The sequence below is a fragment of the Mangrovicoccus algicola genome, from assembly GCF_014903745.1.
GTDB classification, from domain to species: Bacteria; Pseudomonadota; Alphaproteobacteria; order Rhodobacterales; family Rhodobacteraceae; genus Mangrovicoccus; species Mangrovicoccus algicola.
Map to the genome: position 1 here is coordinate 53,363 of NZ_JACVXA010000007.1, position 17,660 is coordinate 71,022.

Below are 17,660 nucleotides of genomic sequence, written 5' to 3' on the forward strand. Positions count from 1 at the left end.
CCGGAGCGCCCGCCCATGCAAGCCCTGAAACTCCTGATCGGAACGGCGGTCGTCGTCGCCGCCGGCCTTGGCGGGCTGGAACTGAGCGAACGGTTCCTGGCCTCGGGCCCCGCCCAGGCGGCGCTGGGACCGGCCCGTGACCGGGACGCCGAGCCCCTGCGCGTCGCCACCGTTCCCGCCGCCTCCCACCGCTTCGTCACCCGCGTCAGCGCGGTCGGCACCACAAGGGCACATCGCGCGATCTCGCTGCTGCCGGATGCCTCGGGGCGCATCACCGAGATCCTCTTCGTCGCGGGGCAGAGCGTCGAGGCGGGGGCGCCGCTGCTGCGCCTGGATGACGCGGTTGAACGCGCGACGCTGAAATCCGCCGAGGCCACGCTGGAGGAGGCCCGCGCCGCCTATGACCGCCAGGAGACGCTGCGCGCCCGCGGGGCCGCCGCCGATGCCACCTGGCAGAGCGCGCGTGCCGCGCTGCTGCGCGCCGAGGCCGAACGCGACCTGGCCGAGGTCGCGCTGCAGGAGCGCACCCTGCGGGCGCCCTTCGCGGGCGTGACCGGGCTGACCGAGCTGGAAATCGGCGGCATGATCGACACGTCCACCATCGTCACGACCCTGGACGATCCCAGCGTGATCGAGGCCGAATTCCGCGTGCCCGAGACGGTCATGGCGCGGCTGGATCCCGGCCTGCCCGTGGAATTGACCTCGGCCGCCTATCCCGGGCGGGTCTTCTCCGGGGGGATCACCGGCATCGACACCCGCGTCGACAGCCAGACCCGGTCGATCCTGATCCGCGCGGCCATCGAGAATGCCGATGCCGCGCTGACGGGGGGGATGTTCATGGAGGTGTCGCTGCTGCTGGAGGACCGGATGAGCCCGGCCGTGCCGGAACGCGCGCTGAGCGTCGAGGGCGACCGCACCATGGTCCATGTGGCGCGGGACGGCCATGCGCAGCTGGCGGAACTGGTCACCGGGCAGAGCGCGGACGGGCTGGTCGAGGTGCTGGACGGGCTGGAACCCGGCGCGCAGGTCATCGTGTCCAACCTGCACAGGGTCTCGGACGGGATGGCGGTGGCACCGGCAGAGCCTGCCCTCCCCGCCGCCGGGGCGCGGCCATGAGCCTGCCCGATCTCTGCCTGCGCCGCCCGGTCCTGGCCTGCGTGCTGAACCTGCTGGTGGTGCTGATCGGGGCGGTCGCGCTGACCCGGCTGCCGGTGCGCGAACTGCCCCAGACCGACACGGCCGAGGTGACGGTCCGCGTCAACTATACCGGGGCCTCCCCCGAGGTGGTCGACGCCCAGGTGACGGCGGTGATCGAGGGCGCGCTGGCGGGGATCGCCGGGCTGCGCTCCATGGAGTCGGAATCCGAACGCGGCCGCATGCGCAGCAAGCTGACCTTCGACCCGTCGGTCGATATCGACAGCGCCGCCAATGACGTGCGCAGCGCCATCGACCGGGTGACGGGCGACCTGCCCGAGGAGGCCGGCACGCCCGAGGTCGAGAAGAACGACGACGAAGGCGATCCGGTGATCCGCATGAGCGTCACCAGCGCCGACATGACGCCGATGGAACTGTCGGATTTCGCCGAGCGCATGCTGCGCGACCGGCTGGCGCGGTTGCCCGGCGTGGCGGCGGCCCAGATCTATGGCGAACGCGTTCCCGCGATGCGCGTCTGGCTGGATGTCAGCCGCATGGCCGCCCACGGGATCACCGCGGGGGATATCGTCTCGGCGCTGCAGGCCAGCAATATCGAACTGCCCGCCGGCGAGATAGAAACCGGGGCGCGGCAGCTTCAGATCCTCGCCGATACCCGGTTCTCCTCCGTCGCGGAATTCGAGGACATGGTGGTGCGCGATGACGGGCTGCGGCCGCTGCGGCTGGGCGATGTGGCGCGCATCGAGATCGCCCCGGAAAACGACCAGTCCTTCTTCCGGTCGCAGGGGGTCCCCGCCCTGGGGATCGGGGTCCTGCCGCAGGCCCAGGCCAATACCGTGGCGATTTCCCGCGCCGTCCATGCCGAACTGGCCCGGATCCGGCCCTCCCTGCCCGGGGACATGCGCATCGACGTCACCACCGACGAGGCGGTCTTCATCGAAAGCTCGATCCGCGAGGTGGTCCATGTCTTCGCCGAGGCGGTGTTGCTGGTGACCGCGGTGATCTTCCTGTTCCTGGGCTCCGCCCGGCTGGCCATGGTGCCGGTCGTGACGATCCCCGTCTCGATCCTGGGGGCGGCCATCGTGATGCTCGGGCTGGGATTCTCGGTCAATATCCTGACGCTCTTCGCGATGATCCTGGCGATCGGCCTGGTGGTCGATGACGCGATCGTCGTGCTGGAGAACATCCAGCGCCACAGGCGGCTGGGCGTCCCCCCCGCCGAGGCGGCGCGGCGCGGCGCGAACCAGGTGAATTTCGCGGTCATCGCCACCACGGCCGTGCTGATCGCGGTGTTCCTGCCGGTCAGCTTCATGGAAGGCGAGATCGGCCAGCTTTTCGCCGAATTCGGCATCGTGCTGGCCGTGGCCGTGGCGGTGTCGGGCTTCGTCGCGCTGACGCTCTCGCCGGTTCTGGCGGCGCGGCTGATGCCCGCGAGGAACCGGGCCGGATGGCTGGCGCGCGCGGTCGATGCGGTGCTGGGCGGGCTGGAGCGCGGCTATCGCGCCGTGCTGGGCCTGATGCTGGCGCGGCCCCTGCCGCTCCTGGCGGGCACGGCCTTCGCCATCGCCTGCGCCTGGACGGCCTATGGCACGCTGCCCCAGAAACTGACCCCGGACGAGGATCGTGGGCGCATCATCATGTTCGTCTCGGCGCAGCAGGGCTCCAGCCTGGCGGTCACCGATGCCGTCACCGCGCGGGTCGAGGACATGCTGCAGCCGCTGGTCGAAGACGGCACCGTCACCAACGTCACCTCCATCATCGGCGCCTTCGGCGAGGTGCGCCGCGCGCTGATCCTGGTCGGTCTGGCCCCCTGGGAGGACCGCGATCTGGGCGTGGAGGAGGTGATTGCCGGGCTTCGGCCGCAGCTGGCGCGCATCTCCGAGGCGGGGGTGTATCTGCGCGCGGCCGGCGGGCTGGGCATCGGGTCGAACAGCGGCAGCCTGCAATGGATGCTGGGCGGGCCGGATATCGCAACCGCCGCGGGCTGGGCCGATGAGCTGCAGGCGGCGCTGGACGGCTATGGCGGGCTCGACGGGATCGAGACCGGCTATGCCGCCAACCAGCCCGGCGCGACCCTGTCCGTGGACCGGGTGCTGGCGCAGGATCTGGGGCTGGACGCGCAGACCGTGGCCTCGACGCTGCAGGCGCTCTTCGCCTCCCGTTCGGTCGGCGAGTATTCCCGCGACGGCCGCCAGTACCCGGTGGTGCTGCAGGCCCGGCCCGAGGATCGCGACACGCTGGAGGACATGATGTCGGTCATGATCCGCAACGATCGCGGCGACCTGGTGCCGCTTTCGGCCTTTGCCTCGATCGCCACCGGCGCCACCGTGCCCGCCGTCACCCGCTATGACCGGCTGCATTCGGTGGAAATGGAGGCCGACCTGGTCGCGGGCACGGACCTGAGCGAGGCGATGGCGGCGGTCGAGGCGGCGATGGCGGGGCTGCCTGCGGGCGCGACCCTGGCCTGGACCGGGCAGGCGGCGGATTTCCTCGCCTCCTCCTCGGGCGTCGCAATGGTCTTCGCCATGGCGCTGGCCATCGTCTTCCTGGTCCTCGCCGCCCAGTTCGAGAGTTTCCGCACGCCGCTGACCATCATGCTGACCGTGCCGGTGGGGCTTGCGGGCGCGGTCGCCACGCTGTGGCTGGCGGGCCAGTCGGTGAACATCTACAGCCAGGTGGGGCTGGTGCTGCTGGTCGGGCTGATGGCCAAGAACGGCATCCTGATGGTGGAATTCGCCAACCAGCTGCGCGAGGAAGGCATGGGCCTGCGCGAGGCGGCGCTGGAAGGCGCGGTGACGCGGCTGCGCCCGGTGATGATGACCACCATCGCCACGGTTCTGGGCGCGGTGCCGCTGGCCTTTGCCGAGGGCGCGGGGGCGGAGGCGCGGCGCGCCATCGGGCTGGTGATCGCGGGCGGGCTCAGCATCGCCTTCGTCCTGACCCTGCTGCTGACGCCGGTGATCTACCTGCTGGTCGAGAGGATCGGCCGCCGCCCCAGCGCGATCGCGGGCCATGCGGCGCCCGGTCCGGCGGAGTGACCCGCCGGACCGGATGCCCCCTCACGACAGATGGGCGGCAAACCAGTCCAGCGTGCGCTGCCAGCTGAGCTCCGCCGCCGCGGCGTCGTAGCGCGGCGTGCTGTCATTGTGGAACCCGTGATTGACGCCGGGATAGACATGCGCCTCGTAGGTCTTGCCGGCCGCCTTCAGCGCCGCCTCGTAGGCCGGCCAGCCCTCGTTGATGCGGGTGTCCAGCTCGGCATATTGCAGCAGCAGCGGCGCCTCGATCCGCGGCACGTCCTCCGCCGCCGCCTGCCGCCCGTAATAGGGCACCGATGCGCCCAGTTCCGGATAGGCGACCGCCAGCGCGTTGCAGACGCCGCCGCCATAGCAGAAGCCGACGCAGCCGACCTTGCCGGTGCCGTCCCCGCGCCCCGTCAGATGCTCGAACCCGGCGAAGAAATCATTCATCAGCTTCGTGCCATCGACCGTGGCCTGCAGGGCGCGCCCCTCGGTGTCATTGCCCGGATAGCCGCCGACCGAGCTGAGCCCGTCGGGCGCCAATGCCATGTAGCCTGCCTTGGCCAGCCGCCGCGCGACATCCTCGATATAGGGGTTCAGGCCGCGATTCTCGTGCACGACCAGCACCGCGGGCAGCGGATCGGCAATCGCCGCGCCCTCCCTTGCCGGGCGCACCAGATAGCCGCGCACCGTGCCATGCCCCTGGGGACTGTCATACTCGACATATTCGGGGAAGATGTCGGGATCGGTGAACTGCACCTGCTGGGCCAGCGCGTAATCGGGGCTGAGCATCTCCAGAAGCGCCAGCGCCGTGACCCCGCCCACTGCGTATTTGCCCGCGCGGTCGAGAAACTCGCGCTTGGTGATGCGGCCATGGGCATAATAGTCGTAGAGATCGAGCAGCCGCTGATCGAAATCCGCCGCGGTCATGCGCGGCGGCTGCACCTTCTGGTCCATTTCCTGTCTCCCTGTCGGCGCGGCCTGATCGCGGGCCGCGACTCGCAGCCTAGCACGGCATCGCGGGGCCGGCGCTCACCTCTTCATCAGCCTCACCAGCCGGGTTCAGCCGGCGCGCCGAAACCGGTAGACGCTGGCCGGGGGCAGGTTGCGCAGGGTGCCGCCGACGCGTTCGGCCACCAGTCCCAGCGCCGCCAGGGTGGCGGGCGCAACCGGCGGGCGCGGACCGTAGGTGAACTGGTACAGGCGACCCTCGGGGCGCAGCAGCGCGAAGGCCGCCGCCAGGATGCGCCGCCGCTGGGACTGCGGCATCGACAGGAGCGGCAGGCCGCTGACCACATGGGCCGGGGGCGTCGCGAAGGCGGGGGCGATCTCGTCCAGCCGCGCCGCATCCATCTGCAGGATGCGGGCTGCCGGGAACCGCGCCTGCAGCGCCGGGATGAATTCCGCCCCGAACTCCACCAGGGTCAGGTCGCGTTCCGCGATGCCCCGCGCGATCAGCGCCCGGGTGAAGACGCCGGTGCCCGGCCCCAGCTCGATCACCGGGCCGCAGCCCGGCGCGATCTCCCGCGTCATCAGCTCCGCCAGGCGCCGCCCCGAGGGCGCGACCGAGGAAACCCTCAGGGGGTCGGAGATCCAGGACCGAAACAGCCGCAGCCCGTCCCCGTCGGTGCAATTGCCCGCCACGGCGGGCTGCGGGATGCGGGCAAGCGGTACGTCTCTGATGCGCGGCATGGATCGCCTTTTCCTGGCTGTGACTGCGGGGCCGCCTCGGCTGCAGAGCGCAGCGCGCGGGTCGGACGAGTTTGAGTCGAAAACCCTCATCTGGCAAGCACCCGCGCAGGCCAGGGCCACACAATCGCGCGCCGATGCCGTGAGGCGCCCTCCCCGGGCTTCCCCCGGGCGCCAGTGCCGCCGGGCAGGCGCGGGCCCGACCGCGACCGGCCGGGGCTCCGGCGCGGCTTCGGCCGGGTCGGGCCTTCCTTCGCCATCCGGCCCGGTGCCTTTCCCACGGCGGATTGCAGGGCCCTCTGCTGCGGCGGCATCATCCCCCGTCACCGGGTCGCCGGCCTAGCGCCCGCGCCGCGGCCAAAGCGCCTTGCGGGCGGGATCACGACCGCAGCAGGACCTTTCCGGACTCCAGCGCCTGCGCAATCTCCACGAACTGGGCCTGCCGCTCGGCCGAGCGGCTGGTGGAGCGCAGCAGGACGGTCTGCGCCTCTGCGACCACCTCGAGCGCCTCGGCGCGGATATCGGCCTGGCGCGCCGGGGCGACGGGCACCAGCGGTCCCTGCGTGCGCTGCGGCTGCGGCCCGGTGCTACGCGCGGTGATCTGCGGCATGTCCGGATCGCGCGCCTCCCGGGCCAGCCGGTCCAGCCGCGCCGCCGCCGCCTCCAGCGCCTTGCGGGCCTCCGCCGTCTCTGGCCCGCGCGGCAGGGCGGCGGCCGCCGCCGCGATGCGGTCTCCCAGGCAGGACACCTGATAGGCCGGCTGCAGCGCGCCGCAGAAGGCGGCCGCCCCGCGCAGCACCGCCGCCGCCCCGCCCGGCCCCGCCCCGGCCCCGGCGGAAAGGGCGGCGGGAGCGGGCACGAAGATCGGTCCGACCGGATCGACCATGCTGTCCCCGGCCCCGGCGGGGCCGCCGCCCAGCAGAAGCGCCATCGCGACCAGCCCCGTCCCGACCGGACCCCGCGCGACCCGCGCCTCAGAAGACATCGGCCGCAATCCAGTTGACCGAGACCACGACCCGCTGGCGGTCATCCTCGTCGAACACGTCGCGCATCATCGCGGTCAGCCCCCAGTTCCTCAGGCCCGGCAGGCGCAGCGAGCCGCCGAAATCGAAATTGTCGCCATTATAGGCCAGGCTGGTGCCGAAACTCTCGCTCAGCCCGATGCCGATCCCGGCGAACAGCCCCTCCTCCTCGCCGAAATCGCTGACCGCATCGCCGCCGCCCAGCGTCAGCATCAGCGGAAAGGCCTGCGCGCCCAGCCTCAGCACCGGGAACATGGTCAGCGAGGCCGTGACACCCGGATCGCGATCCTCGGCATCGCCCCAGGCCCCCAGGAAATCCGTCCCCAGCGCCACGAAGGTCGGCACCGCGGCCCCGGCCAGCCGATGCGAGGCCTTCACCGACAGATAGCCGGAATCGCCGAAATCATCCTCCAGCGAGGTGATGTTGGCGGTGAATTGCAGATCCACCAGCCCCTCGCCCAGCCCCATGCCGAACCCGGCCGCCACCGAGGCGTCATCCTGCGGATGGAGCCCGTCGCGCCGGTCGGTCCAGGAGGCGGCGGCAAAGACCAGCCCGTCGGGGGCCACCGTGGCGGGAGGAATGCCCAGCAGCGTGACGTTCTTGCGGAAGGCATCGGCCGCGTCGGGAATGGCGGCGGGCAGGCCGGCGCTTTCCTGGGCCCCGGCCGGCGCGGCGGCCAGGCTCAGCGCCGCCAGCCCCAGCAGAAGCGGCGGCGCCCGCCGCGCGGTCCGGATCGAAAACAGCTTTGGCATCACGACGTCCCGCTCCTCCTGCCGCCAGCATAACCGCAGCCCGTGGCGCTGTCCTGCACAAATTCGCATATCCGCATCCATGGCGGACCGGGTCATTCCGCCGCCCCGTAGGCCCGGCGCAGCCCGCGGCGCGTGCCCTCGCCGAACTGCCCGTCGATCGGCTGGTCGTAGAAGGCATTGCGGCTGAGCTCGCCCTGCAGCGCCTTGCGGGTGTCGATCCCGAACATCTCCGAGCGGGTCTGAAGGATCTCCAGCACGCTGGCATTGCCCGAGCGCAGCGCGGCATAGAGATAGCGCGCCGCCTCCGCCGGTCCCTTGCCGGGGACCAGCCCGTCATCGATCAGCGCGGCGAAGTTGAACTGCGCCTCGGGATGCCGCTGGTCGGCGGCGCGCTCGAAATAGGCCAGCGCCTGCTGCCGGTCGGGGCGCAGTCCCAGCCCTCCCTGGAAATACAGGTAGCCCAGGTCGTTCAGCGCATCGGGAAACTCCTGCGCGGCGGAGGCGCGGTAGAGATCCAGCGCCCGGCCCGGGTCCGCCTCCACGCCCAGCCCCTTCTCGTAAAGCTTGCCCAGCTCGAACTGCGCCACGGGCGATCCCGCCTCCGCGGCGCGGGCGAACAGCGTCACCGCCTCCGCCGGGCGGAAATCCCCGGCCGCGTTGAGGTGGCGATAGGCCAGCCCGACCATGGAACGCGTATCCCCCGCCCCGGCCAGCGCGACCAGCTGCGCCTCCTCCTCGGGGCGCAGCGACGCCCAGGCCAGGACCGGATCGGCGGCAGGCAGCGCGTCCTGCCCCCGGGCCGGGCCCGCGATGTAATAGGGCACGCCGGAAAGCGAGCCGTAGGTATGGGGTTCCTGCAGATTGGCGGTGCGGCGCAGCACCTCGTCGCGGACCTGGCGGAACATCAGGCTGATCTCCAGCCCCGGCACGGTCAGCTTCTCCACCAGCGCGGCGGCGAAGGGGCTGTTGCCGTCCGTGCCGTCAAGCGCGGTCTGCCCGTCGCGCGCGGCATAGGCCACCAGGGTGCCGCGCTCGGGCGAGGCGGGCGCCATTCCGGAGGGCGGCGCGGCCGCGCCCGGCTCCGGCGCGATGCCCCCGCCCAGCGGATTGTCGCGGCAGCTGTCGAGGATCACGATCCGCATCCGCCGCGCCCCGTCCACCGTCGCCAGGAAGTCCCTTAGCGAAACGGACCGCCGCTGCAGCTCGGCATTGCTGGCCGCGGCGGCATCGACGGGCAGCAGGAAATTCTCGCCCTGCACCTGCACGCCATGGCCCGCGAAGTAGATCAGCGCCAGCTCGGCGGTCTCGGCCTCGAACGCGAAACGCCCCATCGCCGCGCGCAGATCCGCCAGCGGCGCATCCAGCACCTGCGTCACCTCGAAGCCGATCCCTGCCAGCGCTCCGGCGATGGCCCGCGCGTCGGGGACCGGGTTGTCCAGCGGTCCCAGCGCCTCGTAGCCGCCCATGCCGATCACCAGCGCGACCCGTTCTGCCGCGGCCGCAGGCAGGGGCAGCAGCAGCGCAAGCCCCAGCAGCCGGGCGGCGATGGCGGCGGCGGGGCGCCGGGGGGACGGACGCGGCATCTGGGGGCCTCCCTGCGGGACGATCTGCGCCTCCATCCTAGGCGCCCCGCAGAACCCATGCAATTGCCGCGATATGTCCACCCCCGCCCGGCCCGTCATAAGAAAACCGGATGACTGAGTTCCGGTTAATCCATTTTACCCGCGCCTCCCGCTGCGCGATGGTCCCCGCGCCGCAGCCGGGCGAGGAGGATCGCAGGGCCGCAGCAGACGGAACAGGCGCCGCGGCCAGGCCCGCGCGCCCGGAGGGAGGACGACCATGCTTGCACTTGCGGGCCTGCTGACGATCGCGATCGTGCTGGCGGGCATTCTTTCCAAACGCCTGTCGCCGATGGCGGCGCTGATCCTCGTGCCGATCCTCGGCGCGCTGCTGGCCGGGTTCGGCATGGCCGAGGCCGGAGGCTTCGCGCTGGACGGGATCCGGACCATCGCGCCGGTGGTGGGGATGTTCGTCTTCGCCATCCTGTTCTTCGGCGTCCTGACCGATGCCGGCACGCTGGACCCGATCGTCGCGGCGATCCTGAAACGGGTGGGCGAACGGCCCGCGCGCATCGTCCTGGGCACGGCCGTGCTGGGGGTGATCGCGCATCTCGACGGTTCGGGCGCCTCGACCTTCCTCGTCACCGTGCCCGCGATGCTGCCGCTCTATGACCGGCTGGGGATCGACCGGCGCGTGCTGGCCTGCACCGTGGCGATGGCGGCGGGCACGGCCAACATGCTGCCCTGGGGCGGGCCGACCCTGCGCGCCGCCAGCGCGCTGCAGCTGGAGATCGGCACGCTCTACATGCCGATGGTGCCGGTGCAGCTGGCGGGGCTGGCCGCCGTGGCGGGCTTCGCCTGGTATCTGGGCCGCCGCGAGGAACGCCGCCTGGCCGCGGGGATCCCCTCGGCCTTCGCCGGCACGGGCGCGGGCGCCGGGGCGGCGACCGGCCCGCGCGAGACCGCGCGGCCGGGGCTCTTCTGGGTCAATATCGCGCTGATCCTGGCGGTGCTGGGCGCGATGATCGCCGAGCTGGCCGCGCCGGTCCTGTGCTTCATGCTGGGCACCATCGCCGCGCTGATCGTGAACTATCCCGATGTCGCCGCACAGCGCAAACGCATCGACAGCCACGCCACCGCGGCGCTGATGATGGCCTCGGTCCTGCTGGCGGCGGGGGTGTTCATCGGCATCATGAAGGGCACCGGGATGCTGACCGCGATGGCCGATTTCGCCGCCGCCCATGTGCCCGAGGCCCATGCCGACCGGATGCCCGCCGTGCTGGCGGTCTTCGCCATGCCGCTGAGCCTGCTCTTCGATCCCGACAGCTTCTATTTCGGCATCCTGCCGGTGCTGTCGGAGGCGGGCGCGGTGCTGGGCGTGGCCCCCGAGGAGATGGGCCGCGCGGCGATGATGGGGCAGATGACCACCGGTTTCCCGGTCAGCCCGCTGACGCCCGCGACCTTCCTGCTGATCGGGCTGTGCGGAATCGATCTGGGCGAGCATCAGAAATTCACCTTCGGCTGGCTCTGGGCGATCTCGCTGGTGATGACCGCCGCCGCCGTGGCGACCGGCGCGATCTCGATCTGAGAAGGAGACGGCAATGACCATTCTGCGCATCGGGTCCGGGGCGGGCTATTCGGGGGACAGGATCGAACCCGCGGTCGAGCTGGCCGAGAAGGGCGGGATTTCCTACCTGGTCTTCGAATGCCTGGCCGAACGCACCATCGCCATCGCCCAGGAGGCGCGGCTGGCCGATCCGCAGGCGGGGTACGATCCCCTGCTGGAGGCGCGGATGCGCGCGGTCCTGCCCGCCTGCCGCCAGAACGGGATCCGCATCATCTCGAACATGGGGGCGGCCAATCCCGAGGCCGCCGCCCGCGCCGTGCTGGGGGTTGCGGCCGAGCTCGGCCTGCCCGGGCTGAAGGTCGCCGCGATCTCGGGCGACGAGATGCGCGCGGCACTCGTCGCGGGCGGACATGTCCTGACCGAGACCGGCCGCCCGGCGGCCGAGCTGGGCGACCGGCTGGTTTCCGCGAATGCCTATCTGGGGGCGGCGCCCCTGGTGGAGGCGCTGGCGGCCGGGGCGGATGTGGTGCTGACCGGGCGCGTCGCCGACCCCTCGCTGTTCCTTGCGCCGATGATCCACGAATTCGGCTGGGCGGCGGATGACTGGGAGAGGCTCGGGCGCGGCACGATCCTGGGCCACCTGCTGGAATGCGCGGGGCAGGTGACGGGGGGCTATTTCGCCGATCCCGGGGTGAAGGATGTCCCCGGCCTGGCCCGGCTGGGCTTTCCGCTGGCCGAGGTGGATCCCGACGGCAACGGCACGATCACCAAGGTCGCGGGGTCCGGCGGCATCGTCACCCCCGCCACGGTGAAGGAGCAGCTGCTTTACGAGGTGCACGATCCCGCCGCCTATCTGACCCCCGATGTCACCGCCGATTTCACCGGCCTTTGCGTCACCGCGGCAGGCCCCGACCGGGTGCGGATCGAGGGCGGCACCGGCCGCGAGCGCCCCGCCAGGCTGAAGGCCTCCGTCGGCTATGTGGCGGGATGGCGCGGCGAGGGGCAGATCTCCTATGCCGGGCCGAACGCGCTGGCGCGGGCGGAACTGGCGCGCGAGATCGTGCGCGAGCGCCTCGCCCTCGTCGGGGTGCAGGCGGAGGAGCTCCGTTTCGACCTGATCGGCATGGACGCGATCCTTCCGGGCATGGCCGCGGGCGGCGCGCCCTCGGAGGTGCGGCTGCGCGTCGCCGGGCGCTGCGCCACGGCGGCGGAGGCCGCCCGCATCGGCAACGAGGTCGAGGCGCTTTACACCAACGGTCCCGCCTCGGGCGGCGGCGCCGTGAAATCGGGCGGACGCATCGTGGCGATGCTGTCGGCCCTTGTTCCGCGGGAGGCCGCCCGCCCGCAGATGACCATGGTGACCGGATGATCCAGCTGCGCGACATCGCCCATTCCCGAACCGGCGACAAGGGCGACCATTCCAATATCTCGGTGATCGCCCATGATCCCGCCGACTACCCTTTCCTGCGCGACCACCTGACCGCCGCGCTGGTGGCCGAGACCTTCGCCCCGGTGCTGGCGGGGCGGGTGGAACGCTATGAGCTGGACAGCCTCGGCGCGCTGAATTTCGTGCTGCGCCATGCGCTTGGCGGCGGGGTGACGGTGTCGCTGGCGCTTGACGCCCATGGCAAGTGCCTGGCCTCGGCGATGCTGGCCATCACCCTGCCCGATCCGCCGCATCCGCGCGCAGCCAGTCCCGCAGCAGCCCCGCCGCCACCGTCAGGTCCCGCCCCCGCCGCGTGAGGATCTGCAACTGCCGCGGCAGACCTCCCGGCCCCACCCGGCGGCAGGCCAGCCCCGCGGCATTGCCGGCCTCTGCGGCGCTGCGCGGCAGGATGGCGATGCCCAGCCCGGCACGCGCGGCCGCCAGCGCGGTGGAGATGTAGGCCACTTCCAGGGCGATCTCGATCCGGGCGCCCTCCGCGGCAAGCGCGGCCTCCAGCAGGCCGCGCACCGAGCTGCCCTGGGTGGTGACCACCTGCGGGAACCCGGCGCAGCGGCGCAGATCCGGCGCCTCCTCCCGCGCCAGCGGATGGTCGCCGGGCATGAAGGCGCAGAGTTCGTCGGTCAGGAACGTCTCCGCGACGATCGACCGGTCGGCGCCGGCGCGGGGGCCGATGCCGAAATCCGCCTCGCCGGACCGCACCAGCGCCAGGATCTCCTCGGCCAGCACATCGGCGACGGCAATCTCGATGCCCGGATGCGCGGCGCGGAACCCGGCGATGGCCCCGGGCAGGATCGAGGCGGCGACCGAGGGCAGCACCGCGATCCGCACCCGTCCGCGCCGTCCGGCGCCCAGCTCCTCGCTGGCCTCCACGACGGCCTCCAGCGTCTCGGCGATGCGGGCCATCATCGGCACCAGGTCGCGCCCCTCCGGCGTCAGCGCCACCTCGCGCTTGGTCCGGTGGAAGAGCCGCAGCCCCAGATTGCGTTCCAGTTCCAGGATCTGCGCGGTGACGGCGGGCTGGGACATGTTCAGCGCCTCCGCCGCGGCCAGGAATTTCAGGTGGCGCGCCACGGCGAGAAAGACGAGGACCTGCTTGGTGCTGGGCGGGTAGCGCATGGGGGGCCTCTGCGGATCGGATGCGCGGGCGGGCCGCGCCGCCACGCAGGTCGCATGTCCGCGCGGAAGATCCAAGCCGCGAACGCCCCCCGGCCGGGGGCCGCCCTCAGGCGGGACCGCGCGGGGCGGCGCAGCTGTCACGATGGCTGATCTGGCAGCCCAGCTCGATGCGCCGGGCCAGGTGGCTGCCGGGCCGCCGCAGCGCCAGCTCCAGTTCCTCCAGCGCGGTAATGGCGATATCCTCCAGCGGCGGGCGGATGGAACTCAGCGGCGGATCCGACATCTGCCCGGCGAAACTGTCGTCGAACCCCATCACCGACACCTCGCCCGGCACGTCGATCCCGGCGCGGCGCAGGCACTGCATCGCGCGGATCGCGATATTGTCGGACAGGCACAGCACCGCCGTCACCGGCAGGCGCGGCCCCTGTTCGGCCAGCCAGGCGCCGAAGCCGCGATCCACGTCCTCGGGGGCGAAGCCCGGCAGCCGCAGGATGCGCATCCCGGCATCCCCGATCCCGGCCTCGCGCATCGCCTCGCGGAACCCCGCCTCGCGGCGGCGGATGGTGAACCGCCCCGGCCAGGACAGAAGCAGGATGTCGCGATGGCCCAGATCCAGAAGATGCTGCGCCCCCAGCGCCGTGGCATAGGTATTGCCGATGCCGACCGAGCTGATCCGCGAGGACGGATCCAGCCCGAAAAGCAGCACCGAGGGCCGCCCCTCCTCGGCCAGCCGCCCGATCAGCGCCGGGTTCTCGTCGAAATGCACGACGATCGCCTCGGCATCCGATCCGGCAATCCCCGCCATCACCCGGTCGGGATCCAGCCGGTCGCCCGGCGAGATCACCGGATCGACGCGGATCCCCCGGCTGGCGCATTCCCGGCGCAGCGTCTCGAGGATGCGCCAGGAGGTGAAGTTGGTTTCCGAGGCCTGCAGCATCGCCTCGGGCATCGCCAGGACGATGGAATGCAGCCCCGCCTGGGTGGCCTTGCGCAGGCGGGTGTCGATATATCCCTGCGCCCGGGCGATCTCGAGAATTTCCCGCCGCTTCTCCTCGGAGATGCGGGAACTGCCCTGCAGCGCCCGGCTGACCGTGCTGACCGAGACCCCGGCCGCCTGGGCGATGTTCTTAAGGCTCACGTCATTTCACTCCGGAACTGGCCACCCCTTCGGTGATGTACCTTTGCAGGAACAGGAATATAAGGGTGACCGGCAGGAGCGCCACCACGGTCATCGACAGGATGTAGTGCCATTGCACCGTGAACTGTCCCTGGAAGGCGTTCAGACCCAGCTGCAGCGTGTAGTTCTCGGGGCTCGACAGAACGATCAGCGGCCACAGGAAGTCGTTCCAGCGCCAGATCACCGAGAAGATCGCCAGGACCGCCAGCGCGGGCGCCGACAGGGGCAAGATGATCCGCCAGTAGATGCGGAACTCGCTGGCCGCATCCACCCGCGCCGCCTCGATCAGGTCGTCGGGGATGGTCAGCATGTACTGGCGCAAGAGGAACACGCCCGTGGGCGTCGCCACGGTGGAGAAGATCACCCCCCACAGGTTGTCGGCCAGGTTCAGCCCGACGATCACCATGAAGGCCGGGACCATGATGACCGACAGGGGCAGCATCAGCGTGGACAGCATCAGCACGAAGATCGTGGTCGAGCCGCGGAACCGGTATTTCGACAGCGCGAAGGCCGCCATCGAGTTCAGCACCAGCGTCATCACCGTCGCCACCACGGTGACGAAGACCGAGTTCTTCAGGTAGGTCAGGAAGGCGAAACGCTCCAGCGGGTCGGTGTAGTTCGACCATTCGGGGCGGATCTCGGTCCGTTTCTCGATCGCCGCGGCATCGACGCTGAGCCGTTCGCCGGGCGTGTCGGGATCGACCACCGTGGCCTTCAGCCCGATGCGGCGGATCAGCCCGACGGTGCGGGTCTCGCCGGTCTCGTCGGTCCAGGCATAGGCCGGGAGCGGATCGTCATAGCCCTCGATCACCAGCGTCTCGGCCGCGCGCGGCATCAGCGTCGGCGGAAAGCTGTTGATCTCGGCCTCGGGCTTGAAGGAGGACAGGAAGGCCCAGCCGATGGGAATGGCGATCACCAGCGTGCCGAGGATCAGCCAGGCGAAGGCCAGGATGTCGGTCACGTCCATGCGGGTCTTGCCGCGGGTCCGGGTCAGGAATCCGGTCATGTCAATTCTCCGCTTTCTTGCCGAGCCACAGCTGGACCAGCGTGAGCACGAGCAGCGCCAGCCCCATCAGCACCGAGGCGGCCGAGGCCAGCCCGTAGAGGCGCACATCGGTGGCAAAGGCGGTCTCGTAGATGAACTGGACGAGGAAGGTGTTGGACGTGCCGGGCCCGCCGCCATCGGTCAGCACCCAGGCCTCGTCGAAGACCTGCACCGAGCGGATCAGCAGAAGCACCAGCACCACCAGCAGGTTCGGCATCAGCAAGGGCAGCGTCAGCCGCCAGAACTGCCGCCAGCGCGAGGTGCCGTCGATCAGCGCCGCCTCGTAGATGTCGCGCGGGATCGCCTGGAGCCCCGCCAGGATGATCAGCGTATAGAAGCCCATGTGGAACCAGATCGAGACATAGACCACCCAGAACCGCGACCACAGCACTTCCAGGAGGAAGATCACCCGGTCGCCCATCAGGTCGGCGAAGACCGCGTTCAGCAGGCCGTTGCGCGCCAGGAACCATTTCCAGACCAGCGCCACCACGACGGGCGACAGCAGCACCGGATAGAAGAAGATGGCGCGGAAGAAGGCCTTGCCGCGGGTCAGCCGGTTCAGCACCAGCGCCGTGACAAGCGACACGACCAGCGTGCCGGTGGCATTGAAGGCCGTGTACCAGGTGGTGTTGAAGACGGCGGTCCAGAACAGGTCCAGCTCGCAGGTGGCGGGGTCGAGATAGCTGCCGCAGCTGAGCAGCCGCGAGAAATTCTCGAACCCCACATAGGGGCGGTTCCACAGCAGGAGTTCCGTGCCGCCGGTGAAGGCATAGCCGATCGCCAGCAGCACGGGAATGAAGACGAAGATGGTGAAAAGCGCCATGTTGGGCAGCACGAAGACCCAGGGCATCCGGCGCAGGCCGATCAGCCGCTGGAGCCGCGTGAAGGGCCATTCCACCAGCGCCATGACCGCCTCCAGCAGGCGGTCGCCGCGCGCGCCGGGGCGGGCCGGAGCCGCGCGCGCGGTCCGGGCATAGCCGTCATCGGTGGCGGTCATCTCATCCCCTCCCCAGGCTTTGGCCGCCGGCCGCGTCGAACAGGTGGACATGGCCCTCGCGCGGGCGCACGGGGATGCGGTCGCCGGGGCTGGCCTCCAGGTGGTTCTGGACATGGACGATGGTGGTGCCCTGCGACCCGTTCAGCCGGCCATGCAGGTAGGTTTCGTGCCCGAGGCTCTCCACCTGGTCGACATCCAGCATCAAGGGCGATCCCTCCGCCTCGGGGCCGACGGCGAAATGCGACGGGCGCAGGCCGATCTTGACCTCCCGCCCGGCGGCGGCATCGCCCAGAGGCACCAGCAGCTCGCCGGTCTCGGGCGAGGCGATCCGCGCCATGCCGCCCTCGATGCCGGTGATCTGCCCGTCATAGAGGTTCATCCGCGGGCTGCCGATGAAGCCCGCGACGAACAGGTTGGCGGGCCGCTCGAACAGGTCCAGCGGACGGCCCACCTGCTCCACCCGGCCGCCGTTCAGCACGACGATCTTGCCCGCCATGGTCATCGCCTCGACCTGGTCATGGGTGACGTAGATCATCGTCGTGCCAAGCTGCCGGTGCAGGCGGGTGATCTCGCCGCGGGTCTGGACGCGCAGCTTGGCGTCGAGGTTCGACAGCGGCTCGTCGAAGAGGAACACCTTGGGATGGCGCACGATGGCGCGGCCGATGGCGACGCGCTGGCGCTGGCCGCCGGACAGGGCCTTGGGCTTGCGGTCGAGATAGGCGTCAAGCTCCAGCATCCGCGCGGCCTCGGCCACGCGCGCATCGATCTCGGCGCGTTTCATCCGCAGGTTCTCCAGCCCGAAGGACAGGTTCTTGCGCACGGTGAGATGCGGATACAGAGCATAGCTCTGGAACACCATCGAGATGCCCCGCTCCGAGGGCGTCATGTCGTTGACCACCGCGCCGTCGAAGGCGATCTCGCCGCGGCTGATGCTTTCCAGCCCCGCGATCATGCGCAGCATGGTGGATTTGCCGCAACCCGAGGGGCCGACGAGGGCGACGAATTCGCCCTCCTCGATATCCAGGTCGACGCCGTGGATCACCTCGACGCTGCCATAGGCCTTGGTCAGCCCGTCCATCCGGATGGATGCCATTTCCGTCTCCTCCCTTGTTGCGT

The 17,660-nt window shown here is 70.9% G+C and carries 15 protein-coding genes; 5 read left to right on the forward strand and 10 right to left on the reverse strand.

Features of this window, described 5'->3' with window-relative positions; translation table 11 throughout:
- The first annotated feature begins 15 nt into the window (after positions 1–15).
- Together ICN82_RS03550 and ICN82_RS03555 are read left to right on the forward strand one after the other, a co-directional pair.
- A complete protein-coding gene (locus tag ICN82_RS03550; RefSeq protein ID WP_193179685.1) occupies positions 16–1,116 on the forward strand; it encodes an efflux RND transporter periplasmic adaptor subunit in 1,101 nt (366 codons plus the stop codon).
- Entirely contained in the window at positions 1,113–4,190 is a 3,078-nt protein-coding gene (locus tag ICN82_RS03555; RefSeq protein ID WP_193179687.1) for an efflux RND transporter permease subunit, read from the forward strand. The genes ICN82_RS03550 and ICN82_RS03555 overlap by 4 nt, the downstream gene beginning before the upstream one ends.
- A gap of 21 nt (positions 4,191–4,211) precedes the next feature.
- Here ICN82_RS03555 and yghX read toward each other — a convergent pair whose 3' ends face one another.
- The 5 genes from yghX to ICN82_RS03580 all read right to left on the reverse strand — a co-directional run bounded on the left by yghX (position 4,212) and on the right by ICN82_RS03580 (position 9,219).
- Complete coding sequence (yghX, locus tag ICN82_RS03560) at positions 4,212–5,129, reverse strand: YghX family hydrolase (RefSeq protein ID WP_193179689.1); 918 nt, start codon at positions 5,127–5,129, stop codon at positions 4,212–4,214.
- Positions 5,130–5,234: 105 nt separating this feature from the next.
- Complete coding sequence (locus ICN82_RS03565; protein ID WP_193179691.1) at positions 5,235–5,864, reverse strand: class I SAM-dependent methyltransferase; 630 nt, start codon at positions 5,862–5,864, stop codon at positions 5,235–5,237.
- Between the two features lie 376 nt (positions 5,865–6,240).
- Positions 6,241–6,846, reverse strand: coding sequence for a hypothetical protein (locus ICN82_RS03570; RefSeq protein WP_193179693.1), 606 nt, complete (start codon positions 6,844–6,846; stop codon positions 6,241–6,243).
- The gene (locus ICN82_RS03575) at positions 6,836–7,636 is read right to left on the reverse strand and encodes a hypothetical protein (protein ID WP_193179695.1); all 801 of its coding nucleotides are present in this window, start codon (positions 7,634–7,636) and stop codon (positions 6,836–6,838) included. Before ICN82_RS03575 ends, ICN82_RS03570 begins: the two co-directional genes overlap by 11 nt.
- Before the next feature lie 92 nt (positions 7,637–7,728).
- A complete protein-coding gene (locus tag ICN82_RS03580) occupies positions 7,729–9,219 on the reverse strand; it encodes a caspase family protein (protein ID WP_193179702.1) in 1,491 nt (496 codons plus the stop codon).
- A gap of 256 nt (positions 9,220–9,475) precedes the next feature.
- On the opposite strand from ICN82_RS03580, the gene ICN82_RS03585 reads away from it, so the two are divergent.
- From ICN82_RS03585 to ICN82_RS03595, 3 genes are read left to right on the forward strand one after another with little or no spacing between them, the layout of a single operon-like run.
- A complete protein-coding gene (locus tag ICN82_RS03585) occupies positions 9,476–10,783 on the forward strand; it encodes a CitMHS family transporter (protein ID WP_193179703.1) in 1,308 nt (435 codons plus the stop codon).
- Positions 10,784–10,796: 13 nt separating this feature from the next.
- Positions 10,797–12,131, forward strand: a complete 1,335-nt coding sequence (locus ICN82_RS03590) for an acyclic terpene utilization AtuA family protein (RefSeq protein WP_193179704.1) — start codon at positions 10,797–10,799, stop codon at positions 12,129–12,131.
- A complete protein-coding gene (locus ICN82_RS03595) occupies positions 12,128–12,505 on the forward strand; it encodes an AtuA-related protein (protein WP_226898268.1) in 378 nt (125 codons plus the stop codon). The genes ICN82_RS03590 and ICN82_RS03595 overlap by 4 nt, the downstream gene beginning before the upstream one ends.
- On the opposite strand, the gene ICN82_RS03600 is transcribed toward ICN82_RS03595, so the two are convergent.
- The 5 genes from ICN82_RS03600 to ICN82_RS03620 all read right to left on the reverse strand — a co-directional run bounded on the left by ICN82_RS03600 (position 12,420) and on the right by ICN82_RS03620 (position 17,637).
- Entirely contained in the window at positions 12,420–13,325 is a 906-nt protein-coding gene (locus tag ICN82_RS03600; RefSeq protein WP_193179705.1) for a LysR family transcriptional regulator, read from the reverse strand. The genes ICN82_RS03595 and ICN82_RS03600 overlap by 86 nt on opposite strands.
- 106 nt (positions 13,326–13,431) lie before the next feature.
- On the reverse strand, positions 13,432–14,463 hold the full coding sequence (locus ICN82_RS03605; RefSeq protein ID WP_193179706.1) for a LacI family DNA-binding transcriptional regulator: 1,032 nt from the start codon (positions 14,461–14,463) through the stop codon (positions 13,432–13,434).
- A 1-nt stretch (position 14,464) separates the two neighbouring features.
- The gene (locus ICN82_RS03610; protein WP_193179707.1) at positions 14,465–15,508 is read right to left on the reverse strand and encodes a carbohydrate ABC transporter permease; all 1,044 of its coding nucleotides are present in this window, start codon (positions 15,506–15,508) and stop codon (positions 14,465–14,467) included.
- A gap of 1 nt (position 15,509) precedes the next feature.
- Entirely contained in the window at positions 15,510–16,544 is a 1,035-nt protein-coding gene (locus ICN82_RS03615) for a carbohydrate ABC transporter permease (protein ID WP_193179708.1), read from the reverse strand.
- 1 nt (position 16,545) lies between these two features.
- Positions 16,546–17,637: an ABC transporter ATP-binding protein gene (locus ICN82_RS03620; protein ID WP_193179710.1), complete on the reverse strand. Its 1,092-nt coding sequence runs from the start codon at positions 17,635–17,637 to the stop codon at positions 16,546–16,548.
- Positions 17,638–17,660 lie beyond the last annotated feature (23 nt).